The sequence below is a fragment of the Phenylobacterium sp. genome (assembly GCF_024508875.1).
In the GTDB taxonomy this organism is placed as follows: Bacteria; Pseudomonadota; Alphaproteobacteria; order Caulobacterales; family Caulobacteraceae; genus Phenylobacterium.
Map to the genome: position 1 here is coordinate 1 of NZ_JANINU010000241.1, position 24991 is coordinate 24991.

The 24991-nt window shown below is 69.7% G+C and carries 22 protein-coding genes and 2 pseudogenes; 7 read left to right on the plus strand and 17 right to left on the minus strand.

Going from position 1 to position 24991, the window contains the following annotated elements; all coding sequences use genetic code 11:
* Window positions 1-522: 522 nt before the first annotated feature.
* From Q0L11_RS17025 to Q0L11_RS17050, 7 genes and pseudogenes are all read left to right on the plus strand, one after another.
* A complete protein-coding gene (locus Q0L11_RS17025) occupies window positions 523-1146 on the plus strand; it encodes a PEPxxWA-CTERM sorting domain-containing protein (RefSeq protein ID WP_296598798.1) in 624 nt (207 codons plus the stop codon).
* 38 nt (window positions 1147-1184) lie between these two features.
* Window positions 1185-1577, plus strand: a complete 393-nt coding sequence (locus tag Q0L11_RS17030) for a VOC family protein (RefSeq protein WP_296598800.1) — start codon at window positions 1185-1187, stop codon at window positions 1575-1577.
* 184 nt (window positions 1578-1761) lie between these two features.
* A pseudogene (locus Q0L11_RS24700) lies at window positions 1762-2049 on the plus strand (DNA ligase); the annotation flags it as partial.
* A 125-nt stretch (window positions 2050-2174) separates the two neighbouring features.
* The gene (locus tag Q0L11_RS17035) at window positions 2175-2354 is read left to right on the plus strand and encodes a hypothetical protein (protein ID WP_296598801.1); all 180 of its coding nucleotides are present in this window, start codon (window positions 2175-2177) and stop codon (window positions 2352-2354) included.
* Between the two features lie 378 nt (window positions 2355-2732).
* On the plus strand, window positions 2733-2951 hold the full coding sequence (locus tag Q0L11_RS17040) for a hypothetical protein (RefSeq protein WP_296598803.1): 219 nt from the start codon (window positions 2733-2735) through the stop codon (window positions 2949-2951).
* Between the two features lie 186 nt (window positions 2952-3137).
* Entirely contained in the window at window positions 3138-3566 is a 429-nt protein-coding gene (locus Q0L11_RS17045) for a DUF3761 domain-containing protein (protein ID WP_296598805.1), read from the plus strand.
* A 149-nt stretch (window positions 3567-3715) separates the two neighbouring features.
* The gene (locus tag Q0L11_RS17050; protein ID WP_296598807.1) at window positions 3716-4279 is read left to right on the plus strand and encodes an MOSC domain-containing protein; all 564 of its coding nucleotides are present in this window, start codon (window positions 3716-3718) and stop codon (window positions 4277-4279) included.
* Here the strand turns inward: Q0L11_RS17050 and Q0L11_RS17055 are convergent.
* The 17 genes and pseudogenes from Q0L11_RS17055 to Q0L11_RS17135 form a co-directional block, all read right to left on the minus strand.
* Entirely contained in the window at window positions 4252-5163 is a 912-nt protein-coding gene (locus Q0L11_RS17055) for a 3'-5' exonuclease (RefSeq protein WP_296598809.1), read from the minus strand. The genes Q0L11_RS17050 and Q0L11_RS17055 overlap by 28 nt on opposite strands.
* Window positions 5160-6251 (minus strand): DNA polymerase IV, encoded by a 1092-nt coding sequence (gene dinB / locus Q0L11_RS17060; RefSeq protein WP_296598810.1) that lies wholly within the window; start codon window positions 6249-6251, stop codon window positions 5160-5162. The genes Q0L11_RS17055 and dinB overlap by 4 nt, the downstream gene beginning before the upstream one ends.
* Before the next feature lie 137 nt (window positions 6252-6388).
* Complete coding sequence (locus tag Q0L11_RS17065; protein ID WP_296598811.1) at window positions 6389-6580, minus strand: hypothetical protein; 192 nt, start codon at window positions 6578-6580, stop codon at window positions 6389-6391.
* A gap of 461 nt (window positions 6581-7041) precedes the next feature.
* Complete coding sequence (locus tag Q0L11_RS17070; protein ID WP_296598813.1) at window positions 7042-8346, minus strand: type II toxin-antitoxin system HipA family toxin; 1305 nt, start codon at window positions 8344-8346, stop codon at window positions 7042-7044.
* On the minus strand, window positions 8343-8591 hold the full coding sequence (locus Q0L11_RS17075; RefSeq protein ID WP_296598815.1) for a helix-turn-helix domain-containing protein: 249 nt from the start codon (window positions 8589-8591) through the stop codon (window positions 8343-8345). The genes Q0L11_RS17070 and Q0L11_RS17075 overlap by 4 nt, the downstream gene beginning before the upstream one ends.
* 516 nt (window positions 8592-9107) lie before the next feature.
* The gene (locus Q0L11_RS17080; RefSeq protein ID WP_296598816.1) at window positions 9108-9677 is read right to left on the minus strand and encodes an NTP transferase domain-containing protein; all 570 of its coding nucleotides are present in this window, start codon (window positions 9675-9677) and stop codon (window positions 9108-9110) included.
* Between the two features lie 100 nt (window positions 9678-9777).
* Entirely contained in the window at window positions 9778-12486 is a 2709-nt protein-coding gene (locus tag Q0L11_RS17085; protein ID WP_296598817.1) for a TonB-dependent receptor, read from the minus strand.
* A 266-nt stretch (window positions 12487-12752) separates the two neighbouring features.
* Window positions 12753-14039 (minus strand): dicarboxylate/amino acid:cation symporter, encoded by a 1287-nt coding sequence (locus tag Q0L11_RS17090; RefSeq protein ID WP_296598818.1) that lies wholly within the window; start codon window positions 14037-14039, stop codon window positions 12753-12755.
* 161 nt (window positions 14040-14200) lie between these two features.
* The gene (locus Q0L11_RS17095) at window positions 14201-15130 is read right to left on the minus strand and encodes a LysR family transcriptional regulator (protein ID WP_296598819.1); all 930 of its coding nucleotides are present in this window, start codon (window positions 15128-15130) and stop codon (window positions 14201-14203) included.
* Window positions 15131-15389: 259 nt separating this feature from the next.
* Window positions 15390-16382 (minus strand): N-acetyl-D-Glu racemase DgcA, encoded by a 993-nt coding sequence (gene dgcA / locus Q0L11_RS17100; protein WP_296598820.1) that lies wholly within the window; start codon window positions 16380-16382, stop codon window positions 15390-15392.
* Window positions 16340-17380, minus strand: coding sequence for an N-acetyltransferase DgcN (dgcN, locus tag Q0L11_RS17105; protein WP_296598822.1), 1041 nt, complete (start codon window positions 17378-17380; stop codon window positions 16340-16342). Before dgcN ends, dgcA begins: the two co-directional genes overlap by 43 nt.
* A gap of 227 nt (window positions 17381-17607) precedes the next feature.
* On the minus strand, window positions 17608-19224 hold the full coding sequence (locus tag Q0L11_RS17110; RefSeq protein WP_296598823.1) for an amidohydrolase family protein: 1617 nt from the start codon (window positions 19222-19224) through the stop codon (window positions 17608-17610).
* A gap of 152 nt (window positions 19225-19376) precedes the next feature.
* Window positions 19377-20117, minus strand: a complete 741-nt coding sequence (locus Q0L11_RS17115) for an SDR family NAD(P)-dependent oxidoreductase (protein ID WP_296598824.1) — start codon at window positions 20115-20117, stop codon at window positions 19377-19379.
* 2 nt (window positions 20118-20119) lie between these two features.
* The gene (locus Q0L11_RS17120; RefSeq protein WP_296598825.1) at window positions 20120-20905 is read right to left on the minus strand and encodes an SDR family NAD(P)-dependent oxidoreductase; all 786 of its coding nucleotides are present in this window, start codon (window positions 20903-20905) and stop codon (window positions 20120-20122) included.
* 145 nt (window positions 20906-21050) lie between these two features.
* On the minus strand, window positions 21051-22538 hold the full coding sequence (locus Q0L11_RS17125; protein WP_296598827.1) for a CRTAC1 family protein: 1488 nt from the start codon (window positions 22536-22538) through the stop codon (window positions 21051-21053).
* A gap of 16 nt (window positions 22539-22554) precedes the next feature.
* A complete protein-coding gene (locus tag Q0L11_RS17130; RefSeq protein WP_296598828.1) occupies window positions 22555-24639 on the minus strand; it encodes a penicillin acylase family protein in 2085 nt (694 codons plus the stop codon).
* Between the two features lie 29 nt (window positions 24640-24668).
* Window positions 24669-24991, minus strand: a pseudogene (locus tag Q0L11_RS17135) (TonB-dependent receptor); the annotation flags it as partial.

A 24991-nucleotide genomic window follows, 5' to 3' on the forward strand; every position in this document is an offset into this window, starting at 1 on the left:
CCCACGGCATGCGCTGGGCGCTCACCAACAGCGCCGAGGCCCGCGCGCGGCGGCGCGCCGCTGAGCTGGCGGCCGCCGCGCAGCCAGCTTGACGGACGACGCGGCTCCGGTCCGGGCCGGTCACGTGCCGCGGCCCCCGGTCGTCGAGCCCGATGGCCATGGCGACCGGCGGCCGTCGAGCGGCCGAAGCCGAACCTTGCGGCGAAACGGTCCGGACCGGCCCAACTCATGTCCGATCCGGCCCTCTCCGCCGTCCGCGCGGTGACGTCTGGGCGGCGCGGACGGCGGGCAAGGCGCTCGGCTTAACGGCCGATCGAACACGCGATCGCGGCGATCTGATCGTTCCCCTTCCCGGCCGCCGTCGGGTGGCGAGCGCCGCGCCGATGTCCTGACTGCCCTGGATTTTGTCCGATCCGCCCCTGCCCCGGCGACGGCGGCCTGCCGATGCTGGCGTCTGGAAACCCCGCCGGACGGCGAGGGTCGCGGGCGGCTCTCGCCCGTCGTGCGCAGGGGACATTACAGATGGTTCGTGGACACCAGGCGGCCGTCGCGACACTGGCCGCCGCGTTAGCGCTTGTCGCACCGGCCGCCCGGGCCGCCAGTCTGCTCGGGCAGACCTTCGACGGGCGGATCCAGATTACGGGCGACGACGACGACGGCGCGTACGCGCTCGACGTCTTCAGCGGTCCCGTGGCCGTCGGCGGCGGCTTCAGCCAGAGCTTCGACGTGTTCAAGCAACATATCCGCGGCGGCATCGGCGGGGTCAGCAATCAGCTCGCGGGCGTGGTGACCCTGACGGTGGGGCCCGACACGATCTCCGTCGGCTTTCGCGGCCAGTCCCAGGGCGTGCGTCTGCTCTCGAGCTTCTCCGGCATCGCCGGGCCGATCGAGGGCGCCACCCACAGCGCCACCGGCGTGGTCGACGGGCTGATCGCCGACGAAGGCTCGACCTTCACCGCCGGCGGCGTGCGGCTTTCGCTGCTGTTCCTAGGCTATGAGCCGCATGTGGACGCCGCCCAGACGGAGACGCTGCGCCTGGCGGCCTCCCCGTCCGCGGGGGTCCCGGAACCCGGGACCTGGACGCTGTTGGTCGCGGGTTTCGGGCTCGCCGGCGCTGCCCTGCGTCGGCGGCCGGTCACCAGTTGAGCCATCCGCCCCCGCCTTCGCCACGACGAGAAAGCTCCATGATCTCACATGTGCACCTCGGCGTGCGGGACTTCCCCCGCGCCCTCGCATTCTACGACCCCCTCCTCGTTCGCCTAGGCTGGCGTCTCCGGTTCGTGGACGCGGCGCTCCCCCGCGCCGCTTGGCAGCCGCCCTCATCGGGCCGCCCGCTCTTCGTGATCGGCGTACCCTACGACGGTCGGCCCGCGACGCCCGGAAACGGCGATATGGTCGCCCTGCTCGCTCCGGACCGGGCGGCGGTTGCTGACTTCCACGCGGCGGCCCTCGCCGCAGGGGCGGCTTGCGAAGGCCCGCCCGGCCTGCGCCCGCAGTACCACCCGCACTTTTTCGGCGCCTATGTCCGCGACCCGGACGGCCACAAGCTCTGCGTCTGCTGCCACGACCCGGCCTAGACCAGGCGGCCGGCCCGGTCACCGCCTTTCGCGACCGCGCGGGCGTCGAGCCGCGCGCGGAGGCCTTGGGCTCCGGCGACATCGTCTCGTAGAACAGCTCCGGGGAACACAATAGGAGTGGGCGGCGATCAGGCCCGCCAGCGACGCCGGGGTCAAGAGCCTCTGCATCCAAGGCCAGGAGTTCGTGATCGGCGGCTACGAACATGAGGCTGGCCGCCATTTCAAAGGAGTGCTCGTCGGCGTGCACGAGGCCAGCGGCCTGACCTATGTCGGCACGCTCGAACGGGGTTTCTCCGCAGCGCCGGATCTTCTCAAGCGCCTGAAGGCCCTCGAGACCCCGTCCAGCCCCTTCGCCGCCGGCGGTTCGCCGCGCGCGCCCGTCCACTGGGTGAAGCCGGACCTGGTGGCGCGCGCCGAATTCCGGGAGTGGACCGCGAGCGGCAAAATCCGCCACGCCAGCTTCCGGGGCCTGCGCGACGACAAGCCAGCGGCGGAGGTGCGACGCGAGGGCCCGGGCGCTCGCCCCTGTCGCCGTCGCGGGAACGGCTGCGAATCCCGCGGGTTAGATATCCCACAGCAGCGTCAGGAGAGACGATCATGGCGAACCGCGAGCTGGTCGACACCGGCAACGACAAGCGCTACGTGCGCCGCGACGATCAGGGCCACTTCACCAAGGACCAGACCGACGTCGGCAAGTCGTCGGCGGCCGACCAGCGCCAGCATTCCAAGACGGCGGCGAAGAAGGGCCAGGGCGATCGCGGCGACCGCCAAAACTAAGCCACCGCGCCCGACCCGCGGCCGCTACATCGTCGTCGAAGGCCGCGCCGCATAGGCTATGTCCCGGGCGAGCCGACGATCCAGGTCGGGCGCCCCGGCGGTCCCACCGGACCGGCCCCGCTCGCCCAACGCGCCCTCGGCGGCGTCCGTGAGCGGGCGTCGCGGACGCCTGGCTGTCACCGACGCGTCCCGCCTGCGCGACCCGCCGCCGCGCCACCCGGAGGAAGCGAACCGGCTCCATGCGGGCTGCCTCGACGAATGACTCGATGACGGGGAGCCCGACGGCGAGCACGCGTCGGGGCCGATGCGAAAATCGGCGCGACGGATGCGGGGATTGGAGGCATCATTCGCCGCATCTCATGCGGAGAACAAGCTACCATGCTTCGGGCCCTCACCCTCGCTGCCGCCCTCGTCTTTGCGGCGAACGCCAGCGCAGCCCCCGCCCTCGACGCCGCCGGCAAGTGCCGCGACGGCGGCAAGTTCGTCGCCGCCGAGAAGTGCAAGGCGCCCAAACCCGCCGCCAAGCAGGTCTGCAAGGACGCCAAGGGCAAGTTCGCCAAGTGCGGCTCCCCGGGCGCCAAGCCCGTGAAGGGCTGACACCAGCGAGGTCCCGCCCACAACCCCTGCGCGTTGCGCGGGGCGCGACAATCTGAGCATCTGCGCCCACGCGGTTGTGGGGAGGGCAAGCGTGCAAGCGGGACCTGACGCGACGCCGGCGGGCGCCATACCCAGCGCCGCCTCCGCGCGATGAGCGCCGCGCCCCGCGCCGGATGCGGGACGCTCGTGGCGGTCGCGCTTGTCGCGTTCCTGGCGGGCCGCTGCAGCGCCGAGGCTCCGGCGCCCTCCGTACAAGCGTCGGCCTCCAGCCGCTTCGCCGATCTAGCGGGCGACGGGGCGACGCCCAGCGCGCCCGCCTCGACCTCCGCCGCAGAGGTCGAGGCCGTCGCCGAGGCGGAGCCCGCGTCGACGGCCACAAGCGGCGAAGACAGCGGCGGTGGACAGACCGCCAGCGAAGCCTTGGATGTGCCTGCCGCCACCGGCGGGACCAGCGACGGGTATACGGACGTGGACGGCCATGAGGTCTCGAGCCCGGTGTTCACGCCCAGCGCCCCGCCCGGCGCCTCGGCGCGATGCCGGGACGGGTCCTACAGCTTCAGCCATCACCGACGCGGAACCTGCTCCCACCACGGCGGCGTCGCGGACTGGCTCTGACCCGGCGCATCAGATCGCGCCGACGCCCTGCAGAGCGGGGGCGTTGCGGGGGCGCCGCCCCCGCTGGAAGGGGGCGGGCGAGACCGCAGGGGAAGGCCTTCCCCTCCCCGGACTTGCCCAGCCGCATATCGCGCCTACCTCATCGCCCCATGCCCGCCTTCAACTCCTCCTCGAACCTGCAGCGCCTGCTGGACGCCCCCATGCGCCCGGGTCGCCTCGCCTGGATCGGCCTGCGCGCCGAGCGCCGCGGCCCCATCGAGGCCGTGGACGCGGCGAAGGTCTCGCCCGAGGACGGTCTCCTCGGCGACCGCTACGGCGGCCGCATCGGCGGCAAGCGCCAGGTAACGATCATCGCCCGCGAGGACCTCGACGCGGTGGCCACTTTCCTGGGACGGGGCGAGCCTTCCCTTCCGCCGGACCTTGTCCGCCGCAATCTCGTCACCGAGGGCCTGAACCTGCAGGCCCTCAAGGGCCGCCACCTCCTCATCGGCCACGATCCCGCCATGGCCGCCCTGCTCGAAGTCACCGGCGAATGCCACCCGTGCTCGCGGATGGAGGAGGTCCTCGGGACCGGCGGCTACAACGCCCTGCGCGGCCGGGGCGGCCTGACGGCCCGCGTCCTGCGCGCCGGAACGATCCGCCTGGGCGATCCGGTCGCGGGCGTCCTGCCCGACGATCGCGCCGCTCAACAGCGCTCGGAGAACCGGTCGTAGGCGTCGATCCGCCGGGTCGCGAGGTCGATCTCGCCCCGGTAGATCTCCGCCTGCAGGAAGGCGAGCTCGGCGTCCCGCGCCGTCTCCGCGACGTCCACGTACCAGGCCCGCGGCCCGCCGACCCCGTCGGCGTTCCACCGGTAGCCGCGCGACTTCAGCACATCCTTCAGCTCGAACGGCGAGTTTTCCGCCCAGATCCGCACCGAAGGCGTACGCGCCTGCTCCAGCAGCTGCGCTAGTCCGGTCCGGCCGCTGCCGGGATGGGTGCGGGCCAGGATCTCCACCGCCGCGAGGCAGTCGTGGACCGCCCGGTGCCCGTCGTGGAAGAAGCCGCAGCCGGCGGCGAGGTAGGCAAGCTTGGTTCCTTCGTAGCCCTCCGCCTTCCAATCCACCTGGCTCATCGAGCAGGCCCAGGCCTTGGTGGTGAACACCTCGCAGAACCGCTCGAGGAATTTCCGGTCGAAGGCCGCGTTGTGCGCCACGACCAGCGCCGCCGGCGCGGCGAAGGCGGACACTTCCGCCGGATCGATCGTCCGGCCCGCCACCAGGGCGTCGTCGATCCCGGTCAGGGCGGTGATCTCCGGCGGGATCGGCCGCGACGGCTCCCGCAGGCCCTGGAACGACTCCCCCACCGACAGCACGCGGCCCGTCGTCGTGTAGCTGAAGGGCGTCATCGCCAGCTCGATGATCTCGTCCCGGACGGGATCGAGCCCGGTCGTCTCCACGTCGACCATCAGCCCCTGCCGGACGGTCTCGCCCGCCTCCGCCGCCTGCGCCGCGTGCGGGCCGAGCCGCCGCAGGACCCGGTACTGGCCGCTGGCCGCCAGCAGCTCGGCCAGGGCCTCCAGGTCGACGCCCTCGGGTCGGGTCGGGTCTTGGTTCAAGCCGCGTCCGGCTCCGGCAGCAGGAGTGATTCCCGCCCGCCAGTATCCTCCGCACCGGGGAAGCCGGACAGGGTCACGCCGACCAGCCGGATCCCCTTCGGCGCCGGCAGCACCGTGTCGACCAGGGCGAGGCTCGCCGCCTGCAGCTGCTCGCGGGTCTGCACCAGCTGCGCCAGGGTGCGGCTCCGGGTGGTGTTCTGGAAGTCCGCCCACTTCACCTTCACCGTGACGGTCCGGCCACGCCGGCCGGTCTTCTCGCACCAGCCCCAGACGTCGTCGGCCATCTCGAGCACCCCGGCCCTGATCCGCTCAGGGTCCGTCAGATCCTCGTCGAAGGTCGTCTCGGACCCCGAGGACTTGCGCACCCGGTTCGGGTTGACCGGCCGCTCGTCGACGCCGCGGGCGATCCCGAAGTACCACGTCCCCGACTTCCCGAACCGCGCCTGCAGGTCCCCGAGCGACCAGGCCTTCAGGTCGGCGCCGGTTTCTATCCCCAGGCGCCGCATCTTGGCCGCGGTCGCTGGACCCACACCGTGGAACTTGGCGACCGGGAGCCCCTCGACGAAGCCCTCGCCTTCGTGGGGCTGGATCGCGAACTGCCCGTTCGGCTTGCGCCGTCCCGAAGCCAGCTTGGCCAGGAACTTGTTGTAGGACACCCCCGCCGAGGCGGTCAGGCCGGTGTCCTCCAGGATCCGCGCCCGGATCGCCTTGGCGGTCAGCCAGGCGGTCTCCAGCCCTGCCTTGTCGGCGGTCACGTCGAGGTAGGCCTCGTCGAGCGCGAGCGGCTCGATCAAGTCCGCGAACGCGCCGAAGATCGCGTGGATCTGAGCCGAGACCGCCCGATACACCTCGAACCGCGGCGGCACGAAGATCAGCTCCGGGCATCTCCGCAGCGCGGTCACCGACGGCAGCGCCGAACGCACCCCGAACGCCCGCGCCTCGTAGCTCGCGGCAGCCACCACGCCGCGCCGCGCGCCGTGTCCGACGGCCACCGGGCGACCGCGCAAGGTCGGATCGTCCCGCTGCTCCACCGACGCGTAGAACGCGTCCATGTCCACGTGGATGATCTTGCGGACCGGCGCGCTCACCTCCTCAGTCTAGCAGCGCCGGAACGAAAGGGGAATTTCGTCCGGCGGGCTAGGCCCATCGAGCCCGCGGCAGCTCGTCCCGTTGGATCAGATGGGCGGTGTTGGCGGACGGCGCAACAGCCCCCCGGCTCCCCCCGCTACAGCGGCGCGATGACCTGCACCGCCAGCACCGGCCGCGGCGGCGTTCCGGGCATGGCCTGCTCGACCACCTCCGCCACCACACGGATTTGCAGCGAGATCGCCAAGGCGGCCAGGCGATTGAACTCGGCGACGCTGGCCTCGATCTCGGCGGCCAGCAGGCGGGGGTCGATGGGCGGCGGAATCGACATGCCCCGAGCCTAGCACCACCGCTTCCCAACGCAGCCCCCGGCGCCGAAAGCGCCGGAGGCGTCGCCGGGGGGATCTGGGCTCGCCATGCATGGCCGGATCGACAGCCGTGATCCCGCCACCTTGTCGAGGCCAAACCGAGCCCGCCCTGAACGAAGCCGGAGCGAAGCGCGACGGCGGCTCTCTCTGCAAGCAGTCCGGCGCCGACATTTGCGGAGATAAGGCGCGCAAATGTCCGCATTCTTCGCGGAGAATATCCTTGCCTCTGGCGCGGCGGTCGGCGCACCCGTGTGCGAAGGTTGCATACGTATTTCGGACTGGAAGCCGGAGCGATCGACCCACCTGCCGCTCGCAGCGGCTGGCGCCGCGAACATCGAAGACAGGTGTAAATTTTCACGGTCAGTCCAGTTCTGGATCAGCGGGGGCCGGACTGAACGGTCGCGCTACCCAGCGCCCCGCCGGATCATGCCGGATAGGCGCTGTCGCCGGTCGCCGGCTCCGGCGTCTGCTCGACCGCATCGTCGCCCTCCTCCCGGGCATGAGCGGCGACCAGGGCCGCGCGGGCGCCGATCTCGCCGACGATCCGCTCGAGCATGGCCCCACCGGCCGGCATGGCCGCCACCTCCGCCGACGCCGCGGGCAACTCGGCCGCGACGCGTTCGGCCACCTGGATCACGCGGCGCACGGTGGCCGGCCCCGCGAGCCCGGCCGCCTCTGCCATTCGCCGCCAATGGCGGGCGTAGATGTGGCGCCCACGCTGCTGGCCGCCGATATCCTGGGCGTGATTCTGCGTGATGTTGGTCCACGCCAGGCCGGACATCAGGTCGTAGAGCGGTGCGAGCGTCGGGCGACCCGGACCGAGGAGCACCGAGTAGTTCTTGGCGTGTGAATCGACGTTGCCGATGGCGATGTTGAAGATCACCGCGTCGAGCAGGCGCGTGGTCTCGCGCGCCGTCATATGGACGCGCACCAGCCCGAACATCTCTGCGAGGGACGGCCCCTTCACCCCGGAGCGGTTGTGCTCATACTTGGCCGCGGGCGGACGGCCGAGCGCCTGGCAGAAATCCTCCTGGTGCAGGCGCAAGACCTGGCCGCCGTCCACCGCCCGATCGTAGCGGTCGACGAGCAGGTAGGCCCGCTTGCCCGCAACGCCAGTCGTCACCGGGGCGACCGGCAGCCCACAGCGGCGGGCCAGCACCATGCAGAGCGCCTCGTTCTGGACGCTGCCGGCCAAGCGAGGATTGTCGGGCTTCAGGATCACCGTGGAGGGGGCGCCGTTGATCGGGATGCCCAGGCCGCCGTCCTGCCGCGCCAGCGGCAGCTTCTCCTGCGCGCCGGCCAGGCTCATGGAGACGCCGTCCTCGCCAACCAGGAACGGCTTGGCCGGCAGCTCCTCGATGATCCGCTCAAGGTCTTCGTGCCGGGCGAGCGGCACAAACCCGGGCGACTCGCCCGCACGCGGCGCACCGATGGTCAGCGCGCCGGCGAGGTCGCGGCCCAGCTCGGCGATGAGGCCCAGGATGTCCTCGCGGGCCACGCCAAGGGCCCGGGTCATGGCCCGCAAGGGTTCGCCCTCCGGCAGGAGGTTCATGAGCCAAGGGACCGCGACATCGGGCCCGTGCTCGGCCACGGTCAGCGGCATAGTCAGCGAGATCCGAAACGCGTCGGGCGCCGCGAGCCAGGCCGCGTCGTAACGCAGGTGCGGGCCCTCCCCGGTCGTCTCGACCGTGGCCACGAGCCGCCCATCCGCGAGGAGGGGCAGACTCATCGACTCGGCGGCGGCGGCCGGGCGATCACGACCTCCGTGGTATCGGCCAGGCTCATCCCCGCCGCCCGGGCGGCCGCCAGGGCCTTGCCCAGCTGCGCCGTTGGCTTGCCGGCCTCGAGTTCGACGATGAACCGCTCGCCCACGCCCACCGCGAGGGCGAGTTCGCGCTGTGTGAGACCCAGGCCCTTACGGGCCCGCGTCAGGGCGGCGCCGAAGTCGGCCGCTGAGGTGATGGGCGTCAGCATATCTTACCGATCGGGAAGATATCGCGATCAGCCGACTGCAGCAAGGCTTAATCTTACCGATCGGGAAGTTTCGAAAAACAGCCGCCTGCGAAACGAAAAATCTTACCGCTCGGGAAGCTCAGATGCGGAGCCGCGGCCTGCCGAAGATACCCGATCTTCGAACCGAATTCTCCAGTCGGTCCAGTTCTGGAACTACCCATTGAGCACGAACAAACCCGAAATTCTACGCGAACTTACACGAACGAAAGTGTGCAAATTTTGCACCCGTCACGCGGTAAGCTGCTGCTTTCACTAAATAATCCGTCCAGTCCATCATGGGCGCGACGCTGAGAAGATGTGACTTTTTATTCAACGATTTGCGGCTATGTCTTGGCGATTCAACAAGCGGGCCCGCGCCACTTCGACCTCGTCCCGCGCACCGTTGTGTGGCGTCCCGCACCTTTAGCGCATCCTTTCCGCTCGCGAAAACAACCTCGGCCCGCCGTCCCGTCTGCGGCCGCGAGCGCTGGGCCGCCCTCACGACAACCCACGGTCCTTGTCGGCTTCCCGCGCCGTGAGGGCCGCCAGCAGCCGTTCGCGCTCTTCCGGAGTGTTGGCTCCCCGCAGGCGTTCGGCCGCCCCGAGCGGGACGGGCAGGCGCGCGAGACCCGCCTCGGCGATAAAGCGCCGCACGGACCATCCCGCCCCGGCGCCGGGCGGGCTGTCCGGCGCATCGATGACGAACGGCAGGTTGAGGCCTTCGTAGGCCGCGCCAGGCGCGCTCGCGCCAAGGATCGGCGAGAGGTCACTACGCGTCACCGTCGCCGCATCCACCGCCATGACCAGAGCCCGCGCGAAACCGGCGGCCCGCGCCGCGCCGAGCCCCGCCACGATGCCGGCGACCGGCCCGCCACCGGACTCCGGATCGTCCACCCCGGGCAGGCCGAAGTCACCGCGGCCCGCGGTGATCACGATCCCTGCGCCCAGGCGACGCGAGACGTCGGCCAGCCGCGCGACCGCGCCCTGCCCGTTCCAGTCCAGCGCGGCCTTGTCCCGCCCCATGCGGGACGACGCCCCGCCGACGAGGATGACGGCTGCGAATTCCATAACGGGGTGGTGGACCACCCCGAGCCTTGGCGCAATCGGCCTGCGACCGGGCGCGAGGGCGGTGAAAGGCGCTACGGCGCGGAGCCCACGGCGACCGCCGTCAGAACTTCATCCGGACGCCGGCCTTGTACTCACGGCCCGCCAGATTGAACGTCGTGAGCGTGATCGCGTTGAGCGCGCCGCTGGTCGGATAGGGCGGCGGCTTCTGGTCCAGCAGGTTCCGCACGGTCGCGAAGACCTGGACGCGCTTGCCGGGCTCGTCCAGGACCGTGTAGGCGGCCGAGGCGTGCAGCAGGAACTGGCTGGGGACCGAGTTGTCGTTGATGTCGAACTCGCCGTAGGTCCCATCGTAGGCGCCGCCGCCGATGTACTGGGCCTGGAGGTAGGTCGACAGGCGCCCGTAATCGTAAGAGCCGGTCACCTGCCCCTTCCAGTGGGGGTCCGTGGCGTCGCCCGCCCGGTCGAGCCGAACGATGCCGTCGTCGGTGATCATCTCTCGGACGTAGGTGGCGAGGACCCGCAGGCTGGCGCGGCCCTGCCACGACGGCACGAAGTCGGAAACGTCGCGGGCGTAGCTCAGCTCGAAATCGACGCCCGACGTGGCGAGCTCCGCCAGGTTCACCTGCTTGCGCGTGACGGTCTGCACGACCCCGGCCGCGTCACGCTCGATGAAGGCGCAGAGGTCCGCATTGCCGGCGAAACAGCGGTTGAGGATTTCCTGGGCGCTGACCGTGGAGATCACGTCCTTCACCTGGATGTCGTAGAAGTCGACCGAGGCGCGCAGCCCGGGAGCCCAGCCCGGCTGGTAGACGACCCCGAACGTGGTGGTGTCCGCCCGTTCCGGGACCAGGTCGGTGTTGCCCTGCGACGGCGCGCCGACGCGCAGGTTCGTCCCCTTCACCGGATCGTTCACCTGCGAGAACGTGAGCACGTACGACGAATAGAGTTCGCCGATGTTGGGGGCCCGGATGTCGCGCGAGCGCGTGACGCGCAGGCGCAGGTCGTCCGTCACGTCGTAGGTCAGGCCGGCCTTCCACGAGGTGACCGTGCCGCTGGTGGAATAGTGCGTGACGCGCACCGCGCCATTGAAGTCCAGCGACTTGGCGAGCGGCGCGTCCTTGAGCAGGGGGACCACGGTCTCGACGTAGCCCTCGGTCACGTTGAACGAGCCGTTGAGAGGCTTGGGATTGCCGATGGCGAAGGCGCTGGCGAGCGACAGCGGATCCACCTCCTGGTCGACGGCCTCACGCCGCCATTCGATCCCCGCGGCCAGCGAGACCTTGCCGGCCCAGTTCTCGAAGGGCTCGCCCTCGATGTTCGCGGCGGCAGCGTCCTCCTTGACGTGGGCGAGCAGAACCTGGGTCCCGCGGACATAGGCCAGCGCCTCGGCGGAAGGGCTTCCCTCGCCGAAGATGTTCATCGGCACGCAGCCGTTCGTCGGCGCGGTCAGGGTGGAGCGGCAGACGATCTGCCCCGCCGCGTTCCGGACGGCGTCGATGGCGAGCGTATAGTTGGCGTTGATCCGGTTCTCGAAGACACGGTTGCTGTAGCGCGTCTGGCCGTGCTCGTAGTGCGCGTTCCAGGTCCAGTCGCCGAACACCTTCCCGGTGAAGCCGCCGATGTAGCGCTCGGTGCCGTTCTTGTTGTCGGTGATGTTCATCCCGGTGTCGGGGCTGAGCCGGCCCATCGTGAACGTCTGCAGGTTGTTGGCGGTCATCAGCGCCACGACGCTGGCCGGGAGGTAGGGGTTGTCGCGGCGAATGGTGATCGCGGCCAGGTCGCGGTGCGCCGACAACGGGAACTTCGTCCTGGAATAGGCGTAGGACACCTCCAGGAAGGCCTGGAGATTGTCGGCGAGGTCATAGGTCGCCCGGGCGTAGACGCTGCCCTGCTTGAGCGGGGTGGAGAGCGGGGTCTGTTCCGCCCCGATGTTGACCCCGTCGCCCCCCACCATCGCCGTCGTGCCGACGTAGGTACCGTACTGGTACTGCCGCGTCTGGCCGTTCGGCAGGAACTGCAAGCCACGCAGCGGCCCGCTGGTGATGAGGCCGCCCAGCGCCGCCGTCGACAGCACCACATTGTCGGCGATCAGCAGGCGGTCCTGCCCATTGCCCACCGCGTACAGCGGATTGAGCACCAGGCCATAGCGACGCTGCACCCACTCGCGCTTGGAGTCGGTGTCCAGGCCCTCGTTGTTCGAATATTCGAGCGCAGCGGTGATGTGGCCCTTGCCGCCCGCGAAACTGCGTCCGTAGGCGGAGCTGATCTTGTAGTTCTCGCCGTCCTTGTACTTGGTCTGACCGCCTTCGAGATTGAGCTCGATACCCTCGAGATCCTTTTTGAGGATGATGTTCACGACGCCGGCGACCGCGTCGGAGCCCCAGGCGGCCGAGGCGCCGCCGGTGACCACCTCGATGCGTTCGACGAGGCTCGACGGGACGACGTTGGTGTCGATCAGGCCGCTGGCCGCCGTCGGCACGTGGCGACGGCCGTCCACCAGAATCAGCGTGCGATTGGTGCCGATGCCACGCAGGTTCAGGAAGTTGCCGCCGGCGTTCTGGGTGCTGCGCACCGACTGCTGCGGCGTGACGCCACCGGAGAAGGCCGGCAGGGTGTTGAGGTAGTCGGCGACGTTGGCCGCGCCGGTCTTCTGGATGTCTTCCCGGCTGGATACGGTCGTGGGCGTCGGCGCCTCGAAGCCGCCGCGCGAGATCCGCGAGGCCGTGACGACCACCTCGTCGACGCTCTCGGCGGTCTGCGCATCGGCCGCCTCCACCGCGACGCCGAGCGCCAGCGCGCTGGCCGACATGAGCATGGCCAGCCGAGACCGGACGCTGCGCGTCCCAAGAATTTCAGACGACACGAACCCAACCCCCGTTGCTAGCGCGGCCCGCCTTCGATGCGCTTCCGTCCCCTTGGCCTCGGCGCGGGCGGAAATGCGCCGCGCGTGGCCGCATCATTCCGCCTCTGCAGCCCGCTCCGGAGCCTTGCCAGGCGATGTCGTCAGAGTGTCACGCCCGGCCGCGGCGGCCTCGTTCCAAGGCTTCGGCGCTCCATAACCCTCGGCTATCCGCGCTACTCGACGGGGGTGCTGCGGAAGCGCTCGACGTCGATCTCCTTCGCCCACCGCGCGATGACGGTGGCGTTGGCGAGGTTGCCGATGACGTTGGGCACCGTGCGCATCATGTCGAGCAGGCGGTCGAACGGCAGGATGAAGCCGATGATCAGCGCCGACTGCGCGTCGCTGATGCCCACCACGGACAGCACGGCGGCCATCATGAAGAGCGCAGCCGAAGGGGCGGGCGGCGCGCTGACGGCCAGCAGCGTCGCGATCACGACCACCAGCACCAGGTCGAGGCCGGTCACCGGGATGCCGAGGGCCTGGATCGCGAACATGGAGAGCAGCGCGACGTACATGGCCGTCCCGTCGCGGCCAATGCTGACACCCACCGGAAGCACCGTGGAGAGGATCGGCTTGCGGATGCCGAGGTTGTGCTCCGCCACCGCCATCTCGACCGGCAGGCTGGCCGAGCTGGAGGACGTCGAGAAGGCCACGAGCATGGCGTCCACCACGCCGCGCAGGAAGGCGATCGCCGGCAGGTTGGCGATCAGCCGGACGACGACCGCCTGGACGATGAGCGTCTGGATGAGGCACCCGAGCAGGGTTCCGAACGCCAGCAGCGAGACGTTCACGAAGACGCCGGGGCCGTTGGCGCCCACCGCGGCGGCGATGAGGCCGAAAACGCCGAATGGCGCGGCCTCGATCACGAACCGGATCAGCGTCAGCATCACTTCGGACGCGGCGGAAAGGAGGTCCGCCACCGGCTTCGCCCGCTCGCCCAGGACGAGAACCCCGGCGGCGAAGACGATGGCGAAGAAGATGATCGCCAGCATCTCGCCCTCGACCATCGCCTGGACCGGATTGATCGGGATGATCCCCATCAGTTGCTCGGCGACCGTCTTGCTGGCCTTGATGGTCTGAGGCGTCGCGCCGCTGAGGCTCACCCCGACGCCCGGGTGCAGCACGAGCCCGAGGAGCAGGCCGACCGTCGCGGCGACGGCGGCGGTGAACACGAAGAGGCCGATCGACCGCGCGCCGAGAGATCCTAGCCGCTTCGGGTCACCGAGCCCGATGACGCCTGCCGAGATGGTCAGGAACACCAGCGGCACGATCAGCATCCGGGTCAGGCGGACGAAGACGTCGCCGATCCACTTGAGCTGTGTCGCGCCCTCCCCCGCCACAAGGCCCACCACGATCCCGAGCAGCAGGGCCGGGATGATCCTTTTCCAAAGCGGAATGTCGAACCAGTAGCGCTGCACGATCGAGCGCGGAGCTGCCTCGGGCGGCTGCGGCGAAACCATGGATGTCCTCACTGCGCGAACGGATACGGCGCTGCTGCGGACCCGGTGGCCGCGCCGGCGCCTCGCCCCAGGGCGCGGAGCATGGTGCGAAACGCTCTTCGTCGGCCCCTACCGACTGTTCGCCCGACCATAGCCTTCGGTTATTTCGCCCCCTGCGCCCGCTAGCCGCCCGCGACCAGGCGAAGCGCGCCGGCCCCCTGGGCTGGCGGCTGGCCGCCCGTCAGGGCCGAGAGCACCCGGATGAACGGCTGCATCAGGCGCGGGATCGGCCGGTCGGCGAGGTAGATGCAATGGACCCCGAACCTCAACGGCGGATCCAGCGGCCGGTACTCCAGTTCCGGGTCCAGGTAGGCCCGGGCCGTGAAGTCGTCGACCACCGCCATGCCCACGCCTTCGCGGACCAGCGCCACCGCCACGTACAGCGTGCTGATGGTCACCGTCTCCATGAGCTCGAGGTTCAGTCGGGCGACCTCCTTGTTGAACAGGGTGCCCATGGGGCCGCTGTGGGCCAAGCTGACGAATTCCCGGCCTTCGAGGACGCTGAGCTTCAGGCGCGCCGGCGCGTCCGGCATGTCCTGGCGGCGATAGAGAATGCCCAGTTCGCCGGAGCCGATCTGCGTGTGCGCCAGCTTGGGGTGCCGCGGCGCCTCGTAGCCGATCGCGAGGTCGCAATGGCGCTCCTGCAGCGTCCGGAGAATGTCGGCATGGTGCAGCGTCTGGATGTCGAAGCTCACGTTCGGATGCTGCGCCCGGAAGCGGGCCACCGCGTTCGGCGCGACACCCAGACCGAAGCCCGGCAGGACCGCGAGGCGGATATGCCCCTCGTCGCCGCGACGGATGTTCTTCGCCGTCTGTCGGAGCGAGCCGACACGGTCGTAGATCTCGTCGACTTCGCGGAACAGGGCGTGCGCCTCCTCCGTGGCCGTCAGCTTGCCTTTGGCGCGCTCGAACAGCGGAAAACCCAGCCTGATCTCCGCGTGCCGCAGCACCTTGCTGATCGACGGCTGGGACACGTTCAGGGCCCGGGCCGCCGCGCTCACCGAGCCGTTCAGATAGACGGCATGGAAGACCTCGATGTGCCGCAGGTTCATCATGATGCGCCCAACCCCTCTGGGGGCGGCAGAAGCGACGCGGCCCCAGCGATCAGATGAACGCGCACGCGGCGTGGCTGCAAGTTGCGAAGGCCGTTCTACAGAAGAAATCGGAAATCTGCCCAGTGTCTCGGCGACCTAGACTTTCCGATCGAAAACACGCCTCCCGCAGGCGAAGCAACGATCTTCTCAAGCGCTATCGGGTGTACTTTCCTACAACTCAAGCGACAGCGAGACAATCGGAGCAAGAGTTCGCCCGCTACGATACGCCGCCCCAGAGCTCGCCGAGCGGCGCCGTCAAGACGCCGTTGGATAGCGCCACGCCGCCCGGCCGATCCTCCCGGAGCCAGATGGGACCGTCCAGATCCACGAAGTCCGCCTGCTCGGCGATCTGGAACGCCGGCGCCACGGACAGAGACGTGCAGATCATGCAGCCCGTCATCACGATCAGACCCTGCGCCCTCGCGGCGGCCAGGAGGTCGAGCGCCGCCGTCAGGCCTCCGGTCTTGTCGAGCTTGATGTTCACCGCCTGATAGCGGTCGGCAAGGCCGGCGACGTCGCCCGCCACATGGCAGGATTCATCCGCGCAGATGGGTATCGACGGACGGAAGCCCGCCAGCGCGCCGTCCTCGGCCGCCGGAAGCGGCTGCTCCAGAAGCGCGACCCTGGCCTCGGCCAGGTGGGGCTGCATGGCGCGCACGAGGTCCATGTCCCAGGCCTCGTTGGCGTCGGCGATCAGGGCGGCGAGCGGCGCCGCCGCCCGCACAGCGGCGATCTGGGCCGCCGGGTCGTCGGCGTTCACCTTGACCTTGATGAGCGGATACCCCGCGAGACGGGCCGCCGCCGCGCCCATCTCGTCCGGCGTTCCCAGGCCGACGGTCAAGGCGGTCGTCACGGTCCCCCGGCCAGCGCGGCCGATCAGGTCGGACACCGTACGGCCGACCAGGCGCGCTTCCAGATCCCAAAGCGCGCAGTCCAAAGCGTTGCGCGCGGCGCCGGCGGGAAGGACTTCGAGCAACTCCCTGCGGTTCAGCCCGGCCGACACCTGGGACGCCAGCGCCTGGACCTGCTCGACGCAACTCTCGACGGTGTCGCCATAGCGCGGGATCGGCGCGCCCTCGCCTCGCCCCACAACGCCATCCTGCGCGACCTCAACCACCACGAGGTCGGCCTCCGTCCGCACGCCCCGCGAAATGCGGAACGGGGTCTTCAGCGGCCAGTGTTCGCCTGAGGCGTTGAGAGTCCGAAGCATTCGTTCAGCCGATCGATGATGAGGTCTACACCCATGCTGAAGGGATCCTGGCATGGCAGGCCGAGCGCCTCGCTCGTCGCGGCGCAGACGTCCCGCGCCGCGGCGGCGTCGAGCTTGGACGTGTTGAGCGCAACGCCCACCGCGATGACATCCGGGTTGGTCAGCCGGGCCGCCGCGAGGTTGGCGTCGAGGCAGGCCTGCAGCTCCGGGAGGCCGCGCCCAGGCAGGCCGCGCATGCTGGCCCGGCCCGGCTCGTGGCAGAGCACGATGGCGTCCGGCTGGGCGCCGTGCAGCAACCCCAGCGACACGCCCGCGTACGACGGATGGAACAGCGACCCTTGCCCCTCGATCAGGTCCCAACCGCCGTCGTGGCGCGCGGGAGAGATCATCTCGACCGAGCCCGATATGAAGTCCGCGACCACCGCGTCGACCGGCATGCCGGCGCCGGCCACGAGGATCCCGGTCTGGCCCGTGGCCCGAAAGTCGGCCGGCACGCCCCGCTCGGCGAGCGCCCTGGCGAGCGCGAGGGTCGTGTACATCTTGCCCACCGAGCAATCCGTCCCGACCGTCAGCAGCCTGCGTCCGGCGCGCGGGACGCCGGCGCCGACGCGCAGGCTGGCCGGCGGCTCCCTGACGTCGAAGAGTTGTCGTCCCGTGCGATCGGCGGCCGCCCGGATTTTCGGGTTCGCCTGAAGTCGGTCGTGGAGCCCCGCGGCGACGTTCAGCCCGGCCTCAAGAGCCTCGACGACATCTTCCACCGCCTCGTCGCCCAGGACGCCGCCGGCGTTGGCCACCCCGAGGATCAGGGTCTTCGCGCCGGCGGAAGCGGCGGCGGCGAAGCTCATCTGCGGAAGGCCCAGCGTAACGGCGTCCGACGTGCGGCGGTATTCGCCGAGGCTGAGGTCGGGGCGGAACACAGCCACGCCGCGCGACGTCTTCACCGAGATCTCGTCTCGCGCGTCTCCGAGATAGAGCAGGTACGGTCCCGGGATGGTCATCGGCAATCCTGTGAAGCGGCCCGCATTCGCCCTCGGAAGGGCTGGGGACGAGAGCCCGCAACTCGATTACCGGGCCGTTCGGGGGCTGGAAAATGCCAAGCCGGCGGCGCCTCATAGCGGCCGTCTATAACCGGAGACGGGGTCCCGAAGACGCTGCGCCGCCGGCGTTTCCACCGGCGGCGCTTGGGCCTAGGCGCGACGTGTCGGGACGGCCGCCCCTCGGCGGGTCAGCCGCAGCCGGGCGGCGTCTTGCGGGGAAGCCCGCGGCCGGCAAGCACGCCCGTGGGCGCGCCGCCCTCCAGCTCGACCTTGCCGTTGACGACGGCGGTCTCGACCCCGGTCGAAAGCAGCGTGGGATGAACGTAGTCGGCCTTGGGCTGGTAGGTCTTCAGGTCGATCACGACCACGTCGGCGAAGTAGCCCGGCTTGAGATAGCCCCGGCCTTCGAGGCCCAGCGTGTCGGCCACCAGTCCCGTCGACTTGTGCACGAACTCGACCGGCGTGATCACCTTCTCCGCCACGACATACTTCGTGTAGAGCCGCGGATAGCTCGCGTGGCCGCGAGGGTGGCCGGTGGGGCTGCCGTCGGTGGAGAACATGTTCCACGGCTGCTTCATCAGCAGGCGTATGTCAGGCTCCATGATCGCGAAGGTCGCGACGCTGGCGCTGCCCTTGCGCAGGATCCGGATCGTCGCCTCGGCTTCGTCGACGCCCCAGGCCTTGGCGATCTCCGACACCCGCTTGCCGACCAGCTCGGGCTGTCCTGGCGCATTGTTGATGAGAACATTCTGCGCGCCGCCGCGCTCGCGGTAGAAGACCAGCGCTTCGGCCTTGATCTTCGCCAGGTCGGCCGGATCGTCGAACCGCTTCAGCATGGCCTGCCGCCCGCCGTCCTGGGCCCAGCGGGCGATGGCGAGGGCCGACAGCCCAGTGTTGGAAGCCGACCACGGATACTGGTCGGAAGTGACCTTCTGTCCAGCGTCCCTCGCATCCTCGACGATCTTCACCAGCTCGGCCATCGACTGGCCATCCGGCTTGGCGCCCGAAGAGACCTTGAAGTGGCCGAGGTGCAGCGTGGCCCCGCTCTCGCGTCCGATGCGGATCTGCTCCCGGGTGGAGGCCACCACGCCGATCGAGGTCGTGCCCTCGTCGCGCTGGTGGGTGTCGTAGAGTCCCCCGCGGCTCCCGGCCTCCTTGGCCACCTCGACCACCTCTTCCGTCTTGGCGAAGCTCTGGGGCGGATAGAACAGGCCGGACGAGAGGCCGAGGGCGCCCTCGCACATCCCCTTGCGGGCGAGGCCCTTCATCACCTCAAGCTCGGCCGGCGTCGGGGCGCGGGCGTCGTTCTGCAGGACGCGTTCGCGGATCGCGCCGAAGCCCACGTAGGCCGCGAAATTGTTACCCACGCCGGCGGCGTTCGCCTTCGCCATGTAGTCGGCGATCTCGGGCTCGCCGGCGCCGTCGACGCCGATCACGCTGGTGGTCACGCCCTGGGTGAGCTGGCGCAGAAGCAGGCGCGCCTTCGGGTCGTCGGAAGCGAGTTCCCCGGTCGCGTGGGTGTGGGCGTCGATGAAGCCTGGCGCGACCATTCGGCCGGCGGCGTCGATGACCTTCGCCGCCTTCAGGCCCGCCTTGGCCGCGTCGCCCACGAAGACGATCTTGTCGCCAGTGATGGCCACGTCGGCCACCGAAGGCGCCGAAAGGTCGCCCACATAGACCTGGCCGCCGCGGATGATCAGATCGACCTGTCCCGCCGCCTGCGCCGCCCCCCGATCTCCGGCGACGACCGAGGCCGCCAGAACGACCCCCGCGGCCGCCACGACCCGCCTACCCGCACGTCCCATCGGAGCCTCCCGACACGCCCGCCATCACGGTGGCCGCGACGCCCGTGCGCCGCATCCGGCGGCACCATGGGACGTGGCGCGCCCGGTGACCAAGATCGAACATTCGGCCACGCATAGACAGGCGTTATGCGCGTCGGCGCGCGATCCCCGCCCTACGGCCCGCCATCGACGCGCAGGATGGCCCCGGTGGTGAAGGACGAGGCAGGACTGGCCAGGTATAGCGCCGAGGTGACGATCTCTTCGGGACGACCGGGGCGGCCCAGCGCGTTGTTCGACCGCTCCCGCGCCTCGGGCGTCCAGGCCTTGGAGATGTCGGTCAGGAACGGGCCGGCCGAGATCGTGTTGACCCTGACCTCGGGCCCGTATTCCCGCGCCATGGACACCGTCATGGCGTTCAGCGCGGCCTTGGCGCCGGAGTACGGAATGACGCCCGGCAACGGATAGAGCGCGCCGGACGAGGAGACGTTGATGATCGCGCCGCCGCCGGCCTGCTTCATCCGGTGCGCGACCTGGCTCGCCAGGCGGAACGGCCCCTTGAAGTTCAGGCCCAGCACGCTGTCGAACAGGCTCTCGGTCACCTCGTGGCTGGGGACGGCGGGCGACATGCCGGCGTTGTTCACCAGGATGTCGATGCGGCCGAACTCGGCATAGACCGCCTCGATCAGGCCGTCGATCTCGTCCCACTTCGCCGCGTGGGCCGCATAGGCCATCGCGCGCCGGCCAAGCGCGCGCACCTCGTCGGCGACGGCTTCGCAGGCCTCCAGCTTTCGGCTGGTGACGATCACGTCGGCGCCGTTCTGCGCGAAAGCGCGGACCATCTGCAGGCCAAGGCCCCGGCTGCCCCCGGTGACGAGGGCGACCTTGCCCGACAGGTCGAACAGGTTCTCGGCCATGGTCAGAACCGCTGGGCGCCGTCGAGCCGGATCGTCGTGCCGTTCAGGAAGTCGTTCTCGACGATCTGCGCCGCCAGCAGGGCGTACTCGTCGGGATCGCCCATCCGCTTCGGGTTCGGCACCATCGGCCCCCAATGCGCCTGCGCCTGCTCGTCGGTCATCCGCGACGAATAGGCCAGGGTCAGGAAGGTGCCGGGGGCGATCGCTACGGCCCGGATGCCCAGCGGCGCAAGGTCGCGCGCGATGGTCAGGGTCATGCCGATGATGCCGCCCTTGGCCGCCGAATAGGCCGCCTGGCCCGGCTGGCCCTCGTAGCCGGCGATGGAGGCGGTGTTGATGACCACGCCGCGCTGGTTCGACGCCTGGGGTTCATTGGCGGCCATGGCCTCGGCCGCCTGACTGGTCACCGCGAAGGCGCTGTTGAGGTAGATGTTCACGGTGTGGGCGAACTGGGACAAGGGCAGCCGCTTACCCTCCCGGTTCACCGTCCGCTGCGGTCCGGAGGAGCCCGGCGCCGGCGGGCCGCCGTGCACCACCACCGCTGCGCGCAGGGGCGCCAGTCCGACCGCGGTGGCCACGGCATTGGCGATCGAATTCTCGTCCAGGATGTCGGTGTGCACGAAGACCGAGCCGTTCCCGAGCTCCTTCGCCAGCGCTTGTCCGCGCTCCTCATGCACGTCGGCGATGACCACCTTCGCGCCGCGCTGGGCCAATCGGCGCGCCGTGGCGCTGCCGAAGCCGCCGGCTCCGCCGGTCACCAGGGCCGAACCGTTCGTGAGATCCACCATCCTGTCGTCCTCCCGCATGGCTTTATGTTGCCTTGCGGAGCACGCTAGGTGGCTCGCCCTAGGGTCAGTCTAGAGCGCGATCCGGCGGACTGGAGGCCGGTTCGGCGAGGAGATCGCGCTCAAAATCAAAGCTCTAGACGCCCGATCACGACGCGCGGCGCACCACCAGCGATTTGCCGGCATAGGCCTTCAGGTCGACGTTCTCCACCTTCTGCACCTTGCGGCCTGCGGCGCTCATGAACGTCACCTCCACCGTCACCTTGGAGGCGCCCGGCAGGCCGAAATGGACGGGGGTCGCGCCGAGCGCTCCGTAGCCGCCACCGGTCGACACCTGGCCCGTGCCCAGCAGCTTGCCGCCTACGCCGTAGACACGGACCTCGGCCCCTTGCTGCGTGAAGTGACCCTTCGCGTCGAGGACCGTGACCTGCAGGCTCTGCCGCGCGGCCGCCTTGGGCAGCAGGTTGCGGAAGACGAAGTGACCGCCCACCGGGCTGTAGCCGCGGGTCACGGAGAGGTCGAGCGCGCCGTCCTTGTCGTAGTCCACCCAGGTCACGCCATGGTCTCCGGCGTCCAGTTGGCCGCCTTCCTTGATGACGTTGACGAAGCCCTTGCCGCCCTCGTTGTGGAACAGGGCGTCCTTCGGCGTCTGCTGGCCGGGCGGCCCCTCGTAGGACATCACCGACAGGTCCAGGAAGCCATCGTTGTCGTAGTCGCCCCAGGCCGCGCCCACCGCGTGGTTCTCGACGCCCACGCCCGCGGCCTGGGCCACATTGACGAAGCCGCCCTTGCCGTCGCCCTTCCACAGGGTGTTGTGGCCGTAGTTCGGGACGAAGATGTCCAGATTGCCGTCGTTGTCGTAGTCGCCAACCGCGCAGCCGACGCCGCCGTCCTCGGGCCCGCGGGCGGGCTGGTCCATGCCCAGTTGCGGCGCCACGTCGACGAAGGCGGTCCCGTCGTTGCGGTACAGGCTGTCGGCCTTGCCCGACTGGTTGGCCAGGAACAGGTCCAGGTCCCCGTCCTTGTCGTAATCCAGCCAGCAGGCGCCCACGGTCGAGCGGAACACCGTGGGCCCGCCCTCGGCGAACACCTGCACGAACTTGCCGCCGTCGTTGCGGAACAGCTTGTTCTGGCCCATCCGGTTGGTGGCGTAGAGGTCGAGGTCGCCGTCGTTGTCGTAGTCGACCCAGTTGTTCTGGCGCGACGAACGGCCGGGCAGCGTCAGGCCGACGTCGGCGGCCACGTCGACGAACTTCTTGCCGCCGATGTTGTGGAAGACCGCGCTGAGCTTCTCGGGCTGGGTGGCGCCGGCCATCAGGTCGATCCAGCCGTCGCCGTCGTAGTCGCCCCAGTCCAGCGCCCGGAACTCATAGCCCCCGGTCGGCAGGCCCATGACCGCGCCCACACTGGTCAGTACGCCCTTGTCGTTCCGATAGAGCCGGATTTCGCCGCTCTTGAGCGAGACGGCAAGGTCCAGATCGCCGTCGTTGTCGAAGTCCGCCCAGGCGTTGGAGAGCGAACCCGGCATGGCCAGCAGCTCGCGCTGCACCGGCGCGAAGGCAGGCTCGGACGGCGCGGCCGCCATGAGCATCAGCGCGGCCCCGGCGAGCATCGCCAGCTTCGTGCGTCCGGACATCCTCATCTCCTCAAACTCAGTAGGCCACGCGTTCTTCGACGTGCTTCTCGACCTCGGCGCGGGTGGTCCAGAGCGTGCGGAAGGTCTTCTTCGACAGTTGCTCCAGTTGGTCCGACCGGTGAGGCGAACCAGGCTGGGTCGAGTTGCCGTAGCTCATCAGGCCCAGCGCCTTGATGGGCGTCGAGAACTCCACCATCGACATCCATGTCTCGCCGTGGACCGGCGTGCGCACGCCGTCCTTCAGCGGGCTCCAGGTGATCACGTGGAAGACGCCCGTGTTGCCGAAACCGCCGTTGCCGGGCAGGTCCACCTTGCCCAGGGCGAACCGCGAGACCTCGCCGAACGGCCGGTCCAGCGCGCCGTAGCTGGCCTTGGCCTCCTGAGCGGCGGCCTTCAGCATCGCCACCGCGGCGGCGGGGTCCTTCAGACCCACGGGCGTGTCGATCGGCTTCGCCGGATCCCAGCGCACGCGGTAGTTGGCGTCGCTGATGTAGTTCGGCCCGGCGAACTTCCGCGCCCACGCCTCGAACAGCAGCGCCCCCTTGGCGTCGGCGTTGACGGTACGGTCCCAGGCCTTCAGCACCGCGGCCGCCTCGGTGACGTCGGGGTCGGTGCTGCTGGCCGCGGCGGCCAGCAGCTCGTCCAGCACCCGGTCGGTCATCAGCACGTGGCTGGTCAGCTTGCGGGCCACGAAGTCGTCGAAGCTGATCTTCGCCGGGTCGGCCATCAGGTGCGACGACTGCTGCGCGCGCAGCGACATGGGGCCGTTGTTGGCCAGGTAGGCAGGATAGTCCTTGGCCTGGATCACCTGCGGATAGGTCGCCACCCAGGGCGGGTCGTTGGTGTTCTGGACGTAGCCGCTGGGCGGGTCGATGACCTTCGGCAGGTCCTCGTAGCTGTGCACCTCGTTGGAAACGTCGGCCGACTTGTCGCCCGGCGCCAGGCCGCCCCACTTGGCGACGTTGCCGTCCGCATGCTTGGGCACGATGCCGTTCCAGAGGTACTGGATATGCCCTTCCTTGTCGCCGTAGACGATGTTGAAGGACGGCACCTGCAGGCGCTTCATGATCGCCTGGTACTCGGCGAAGCTCTTGGCCTTGCCCATGTCCCAGTACTGGCGAACGCCGCCGGGACGATCCAGGCCGGCCACCCGCACCGCCACCGTCTTGCCGTCCATCCGCGTGAACACCGGCCCGTGGACCGAGGTGCGCAGTTCGAGAGTCTCGGTCTTCAGCGACCCGTCCGGCTGCTTGACCTTGAACGTCGTCGTCCGCGTCGTGAACGGCAGCACTTTGCCGTCGTAGACATACCCGCCGTCGGCCAGCTTCAGCTCGTAGTTTACCGCGCCGGGCGCGCCATTGACCGTGTTGGTGAAACCCATCCGGTCGTTGAACATGAAGCGCAGCACCGGCAGGCCCACCTGCGTCGCGCCATACATCTTGAAGCCCGGCCCGTTCAGGTCGGCCTCGAAATAGGTGAGCTGGCTGGGCGCCCACGGCAGGTGCGGGTTGGCCAGCAGCATGGTGTTCCCGCTGGCCGACTTCTTGGGCATCACCGCCCATGCGTTGGAGCCCGCCGCGTCGTTGCCGCCCATCGTCTTGGCCTGGGGCGCGACGTAGACATAGTTCATCAGCCGGTGGGCGTGGGCCATCACATCGACGCCGCTGATCGGGAAGACCTGCAGCACCGACTTGTCCAGCTTCTCGGGATGGGCCTTGGCGTAGGCGTTCATCCCGGCGGCAAAGGCGTCGAGGTTGGCGCGAAAGCTGGCCGGCTCCTGGGCGTACCACTGCTTGGCCCGCTCATAGATGCCGTTGGCGATCACCCACTTGTCGGATTCGATCTCGGCCGGGCCCCAGTACTCGGCGGCGCGCCCGCGGGCTTGGCCGTACAGCTTCACCACCACGTCGCCGTGGTTCTGCGCCGTGGCGTAGCCGAAGCCGTAGAAGACCGAGGCCTCGTCCTTCCCGTAGACGTGCGGCACGCCATAGGTGTCGAACAGGATCTCGCCCTTCACCGGCGGCGAGGCCGCCTGCGCAGGCGCTGCGAGAAGCGCCGCCGTCAGACCGGCGGCGACCATCAGATTCCTGGCCAGATACACGGCTTGCCTCTCCTACGCGGTCGCGGTCGTCAGAAGGTGTACTGAACCCGGGCGTACCAGGACCCGCCGGTGAACCCGAACGGCGATGTGCCGGGGAACTGGCCGCTGCCAAGGGCGGCGTTGTAGGTGCCGTTCTTGTCCGGATACTCGTTGAACAGGTTGTTGGCGCCGGCCGCGACGGTCACGTTGTCGAGGACCTTGTAGCTGACCTCCAGGTCGGTGATCCATTTGGCGCCGAAACTGCGGTCCTGCGCCGGCAGGTCTGCGATGACCGTATACTTGCCGTAGCGCGTGGAACGCAGGTTCACGTTCAGCTTGTTCCAGTCCCAGTTCAGGCCCAGCGCCACCTTGC

Bases quoted from the DNA above. Each gene is read 5' to 3' on its own strand.
- Q0L11_RS17025 (WP_296598798.1), top strand. From the start codon at position 523: ATGGTTCGTGGACACCAGGCGGCCGTCGCGACACTGGCCGCCGCGTTA.
- Q0L11_RS17030 (WP_296598800.1), top strand. From the start codon at position 1,185: ATGATCTCACATGTGCACCTCGGCGTGCGGGACTTCCCCCGCGCCCTC.
- Q0L11_RS17035 (WP_296598801.1), top strand. From the start codon at position 2,175: ATGGCGAACCGCGAGCTGGTCGACACCGGCAACGACAAGCGCTACGTG.
- Q0L11_RS17040 (WP_296598803.1), top strand. From the start codon at position 2,733: ATGCTTCGGGCCCTCACCCTCGCTGCCGCCCTCGTCTTTGCGGCGAAC.
- Q0L11_RS17050 (WP_296598807.1), top strand. From the start codon at position 3,716: ATGCCCGCCTTCAACTCCTCCTCGAACCTGCAGCGCCTGCTGGACGCC.
- Q0L11_RS17065 (WP_296598811.1), bottom strand. From the start codon at position 6,580: ATGTCGATTCCGCCGCCCATCGACCCCCGCCTGCTGGCCGCCGAGATC.
- Q0L11_RS17070 (WP_296598813.1), bottom strand. From the start codon at position 8,346: ATGAGTCTGCCCCTCCTCGCGGATGGGCGGCTCGTGGCCACGGTCGAG.
- Q0L11_RS17075 (WP_296598815.1), bottom strand. From the start codon at position 8,591: ATGCTGACGCCCATCACCTCAGCGGCCGACTTCGGCGCCGCCCTGACG.
- Q0L11_RS17080 (WP_296598816.1), bottom strand. From the start codon at position 9,677: ATGGAATTCGCAGCCGTCATCCTCGTCGGCGGGGCGTCGTCCCGCATG.
- Q0L11_RS17085 (WP_296598817.1), bottom strand. From the start codon at position 12,486: ATGTCGGCCAGCGCGCTGGCGCTCGGCGTCGCGGTGGAGGCGGCCGAT.
- Q0L11_RS17090 (WP_296598818.1), bottom strand. From the start codon at position 14,039: ATGGTTTCGCCGCAGCCGCCCGAGGCAGCTCCGCGCTCGATCGTGCAG.
- Q0L11_RS17095 (WP_296598819.1), bottom strand. From the start codon at position 15,130: ATGAACCTGCGGCACATCGAGGTCTTCCATGCCGTCTATCTGAACGGC.
- dgcA (WP_296598820.1), bottom strand. From the start codon at position 16,382: ATGCTTCGGACTCTCAACGCCTCAGGCGAACACTGGCCGCTGAAGACC.
- dgcN (WP_296598822.1), bottom strand. From the start codon at position 17,380: ATGACCATCCCGGGACCGTACCTGCTCTATCTCGGAGACGCGCGAGAC.
- Q0L11_RS17110 (WP_296598823.1), bottom strand. From the start codon at position 19,224: ATGGGACGTGCGGGTAGGCGGGTCGTGGCGGCCGCGGGGGTCGTTCTG.
- Q0L11_RS17115 (WP_296598824.1), bottom strand. From the start codon at position 20,117: ATGGCCGAGAACCTGTTCGACCTGTCGGGCAAGGTCGCCCTCGTCACC.
- Q0L11_RS17120 (WP_296598825.1), bottom strand. From the start codon at position 20,905: ATGGTGGATCTCACGAACGGTTCGGCCCTGGTGACCGGCGGAGCCGGC.
- Q0L11_RS17125 (WP_296598827.1), bottom strand. From the start codon at position 22,538: ATGTCCGGACGCACGAAGCTGGCGATGCTCGCCGGGGCCGCGCTGATG.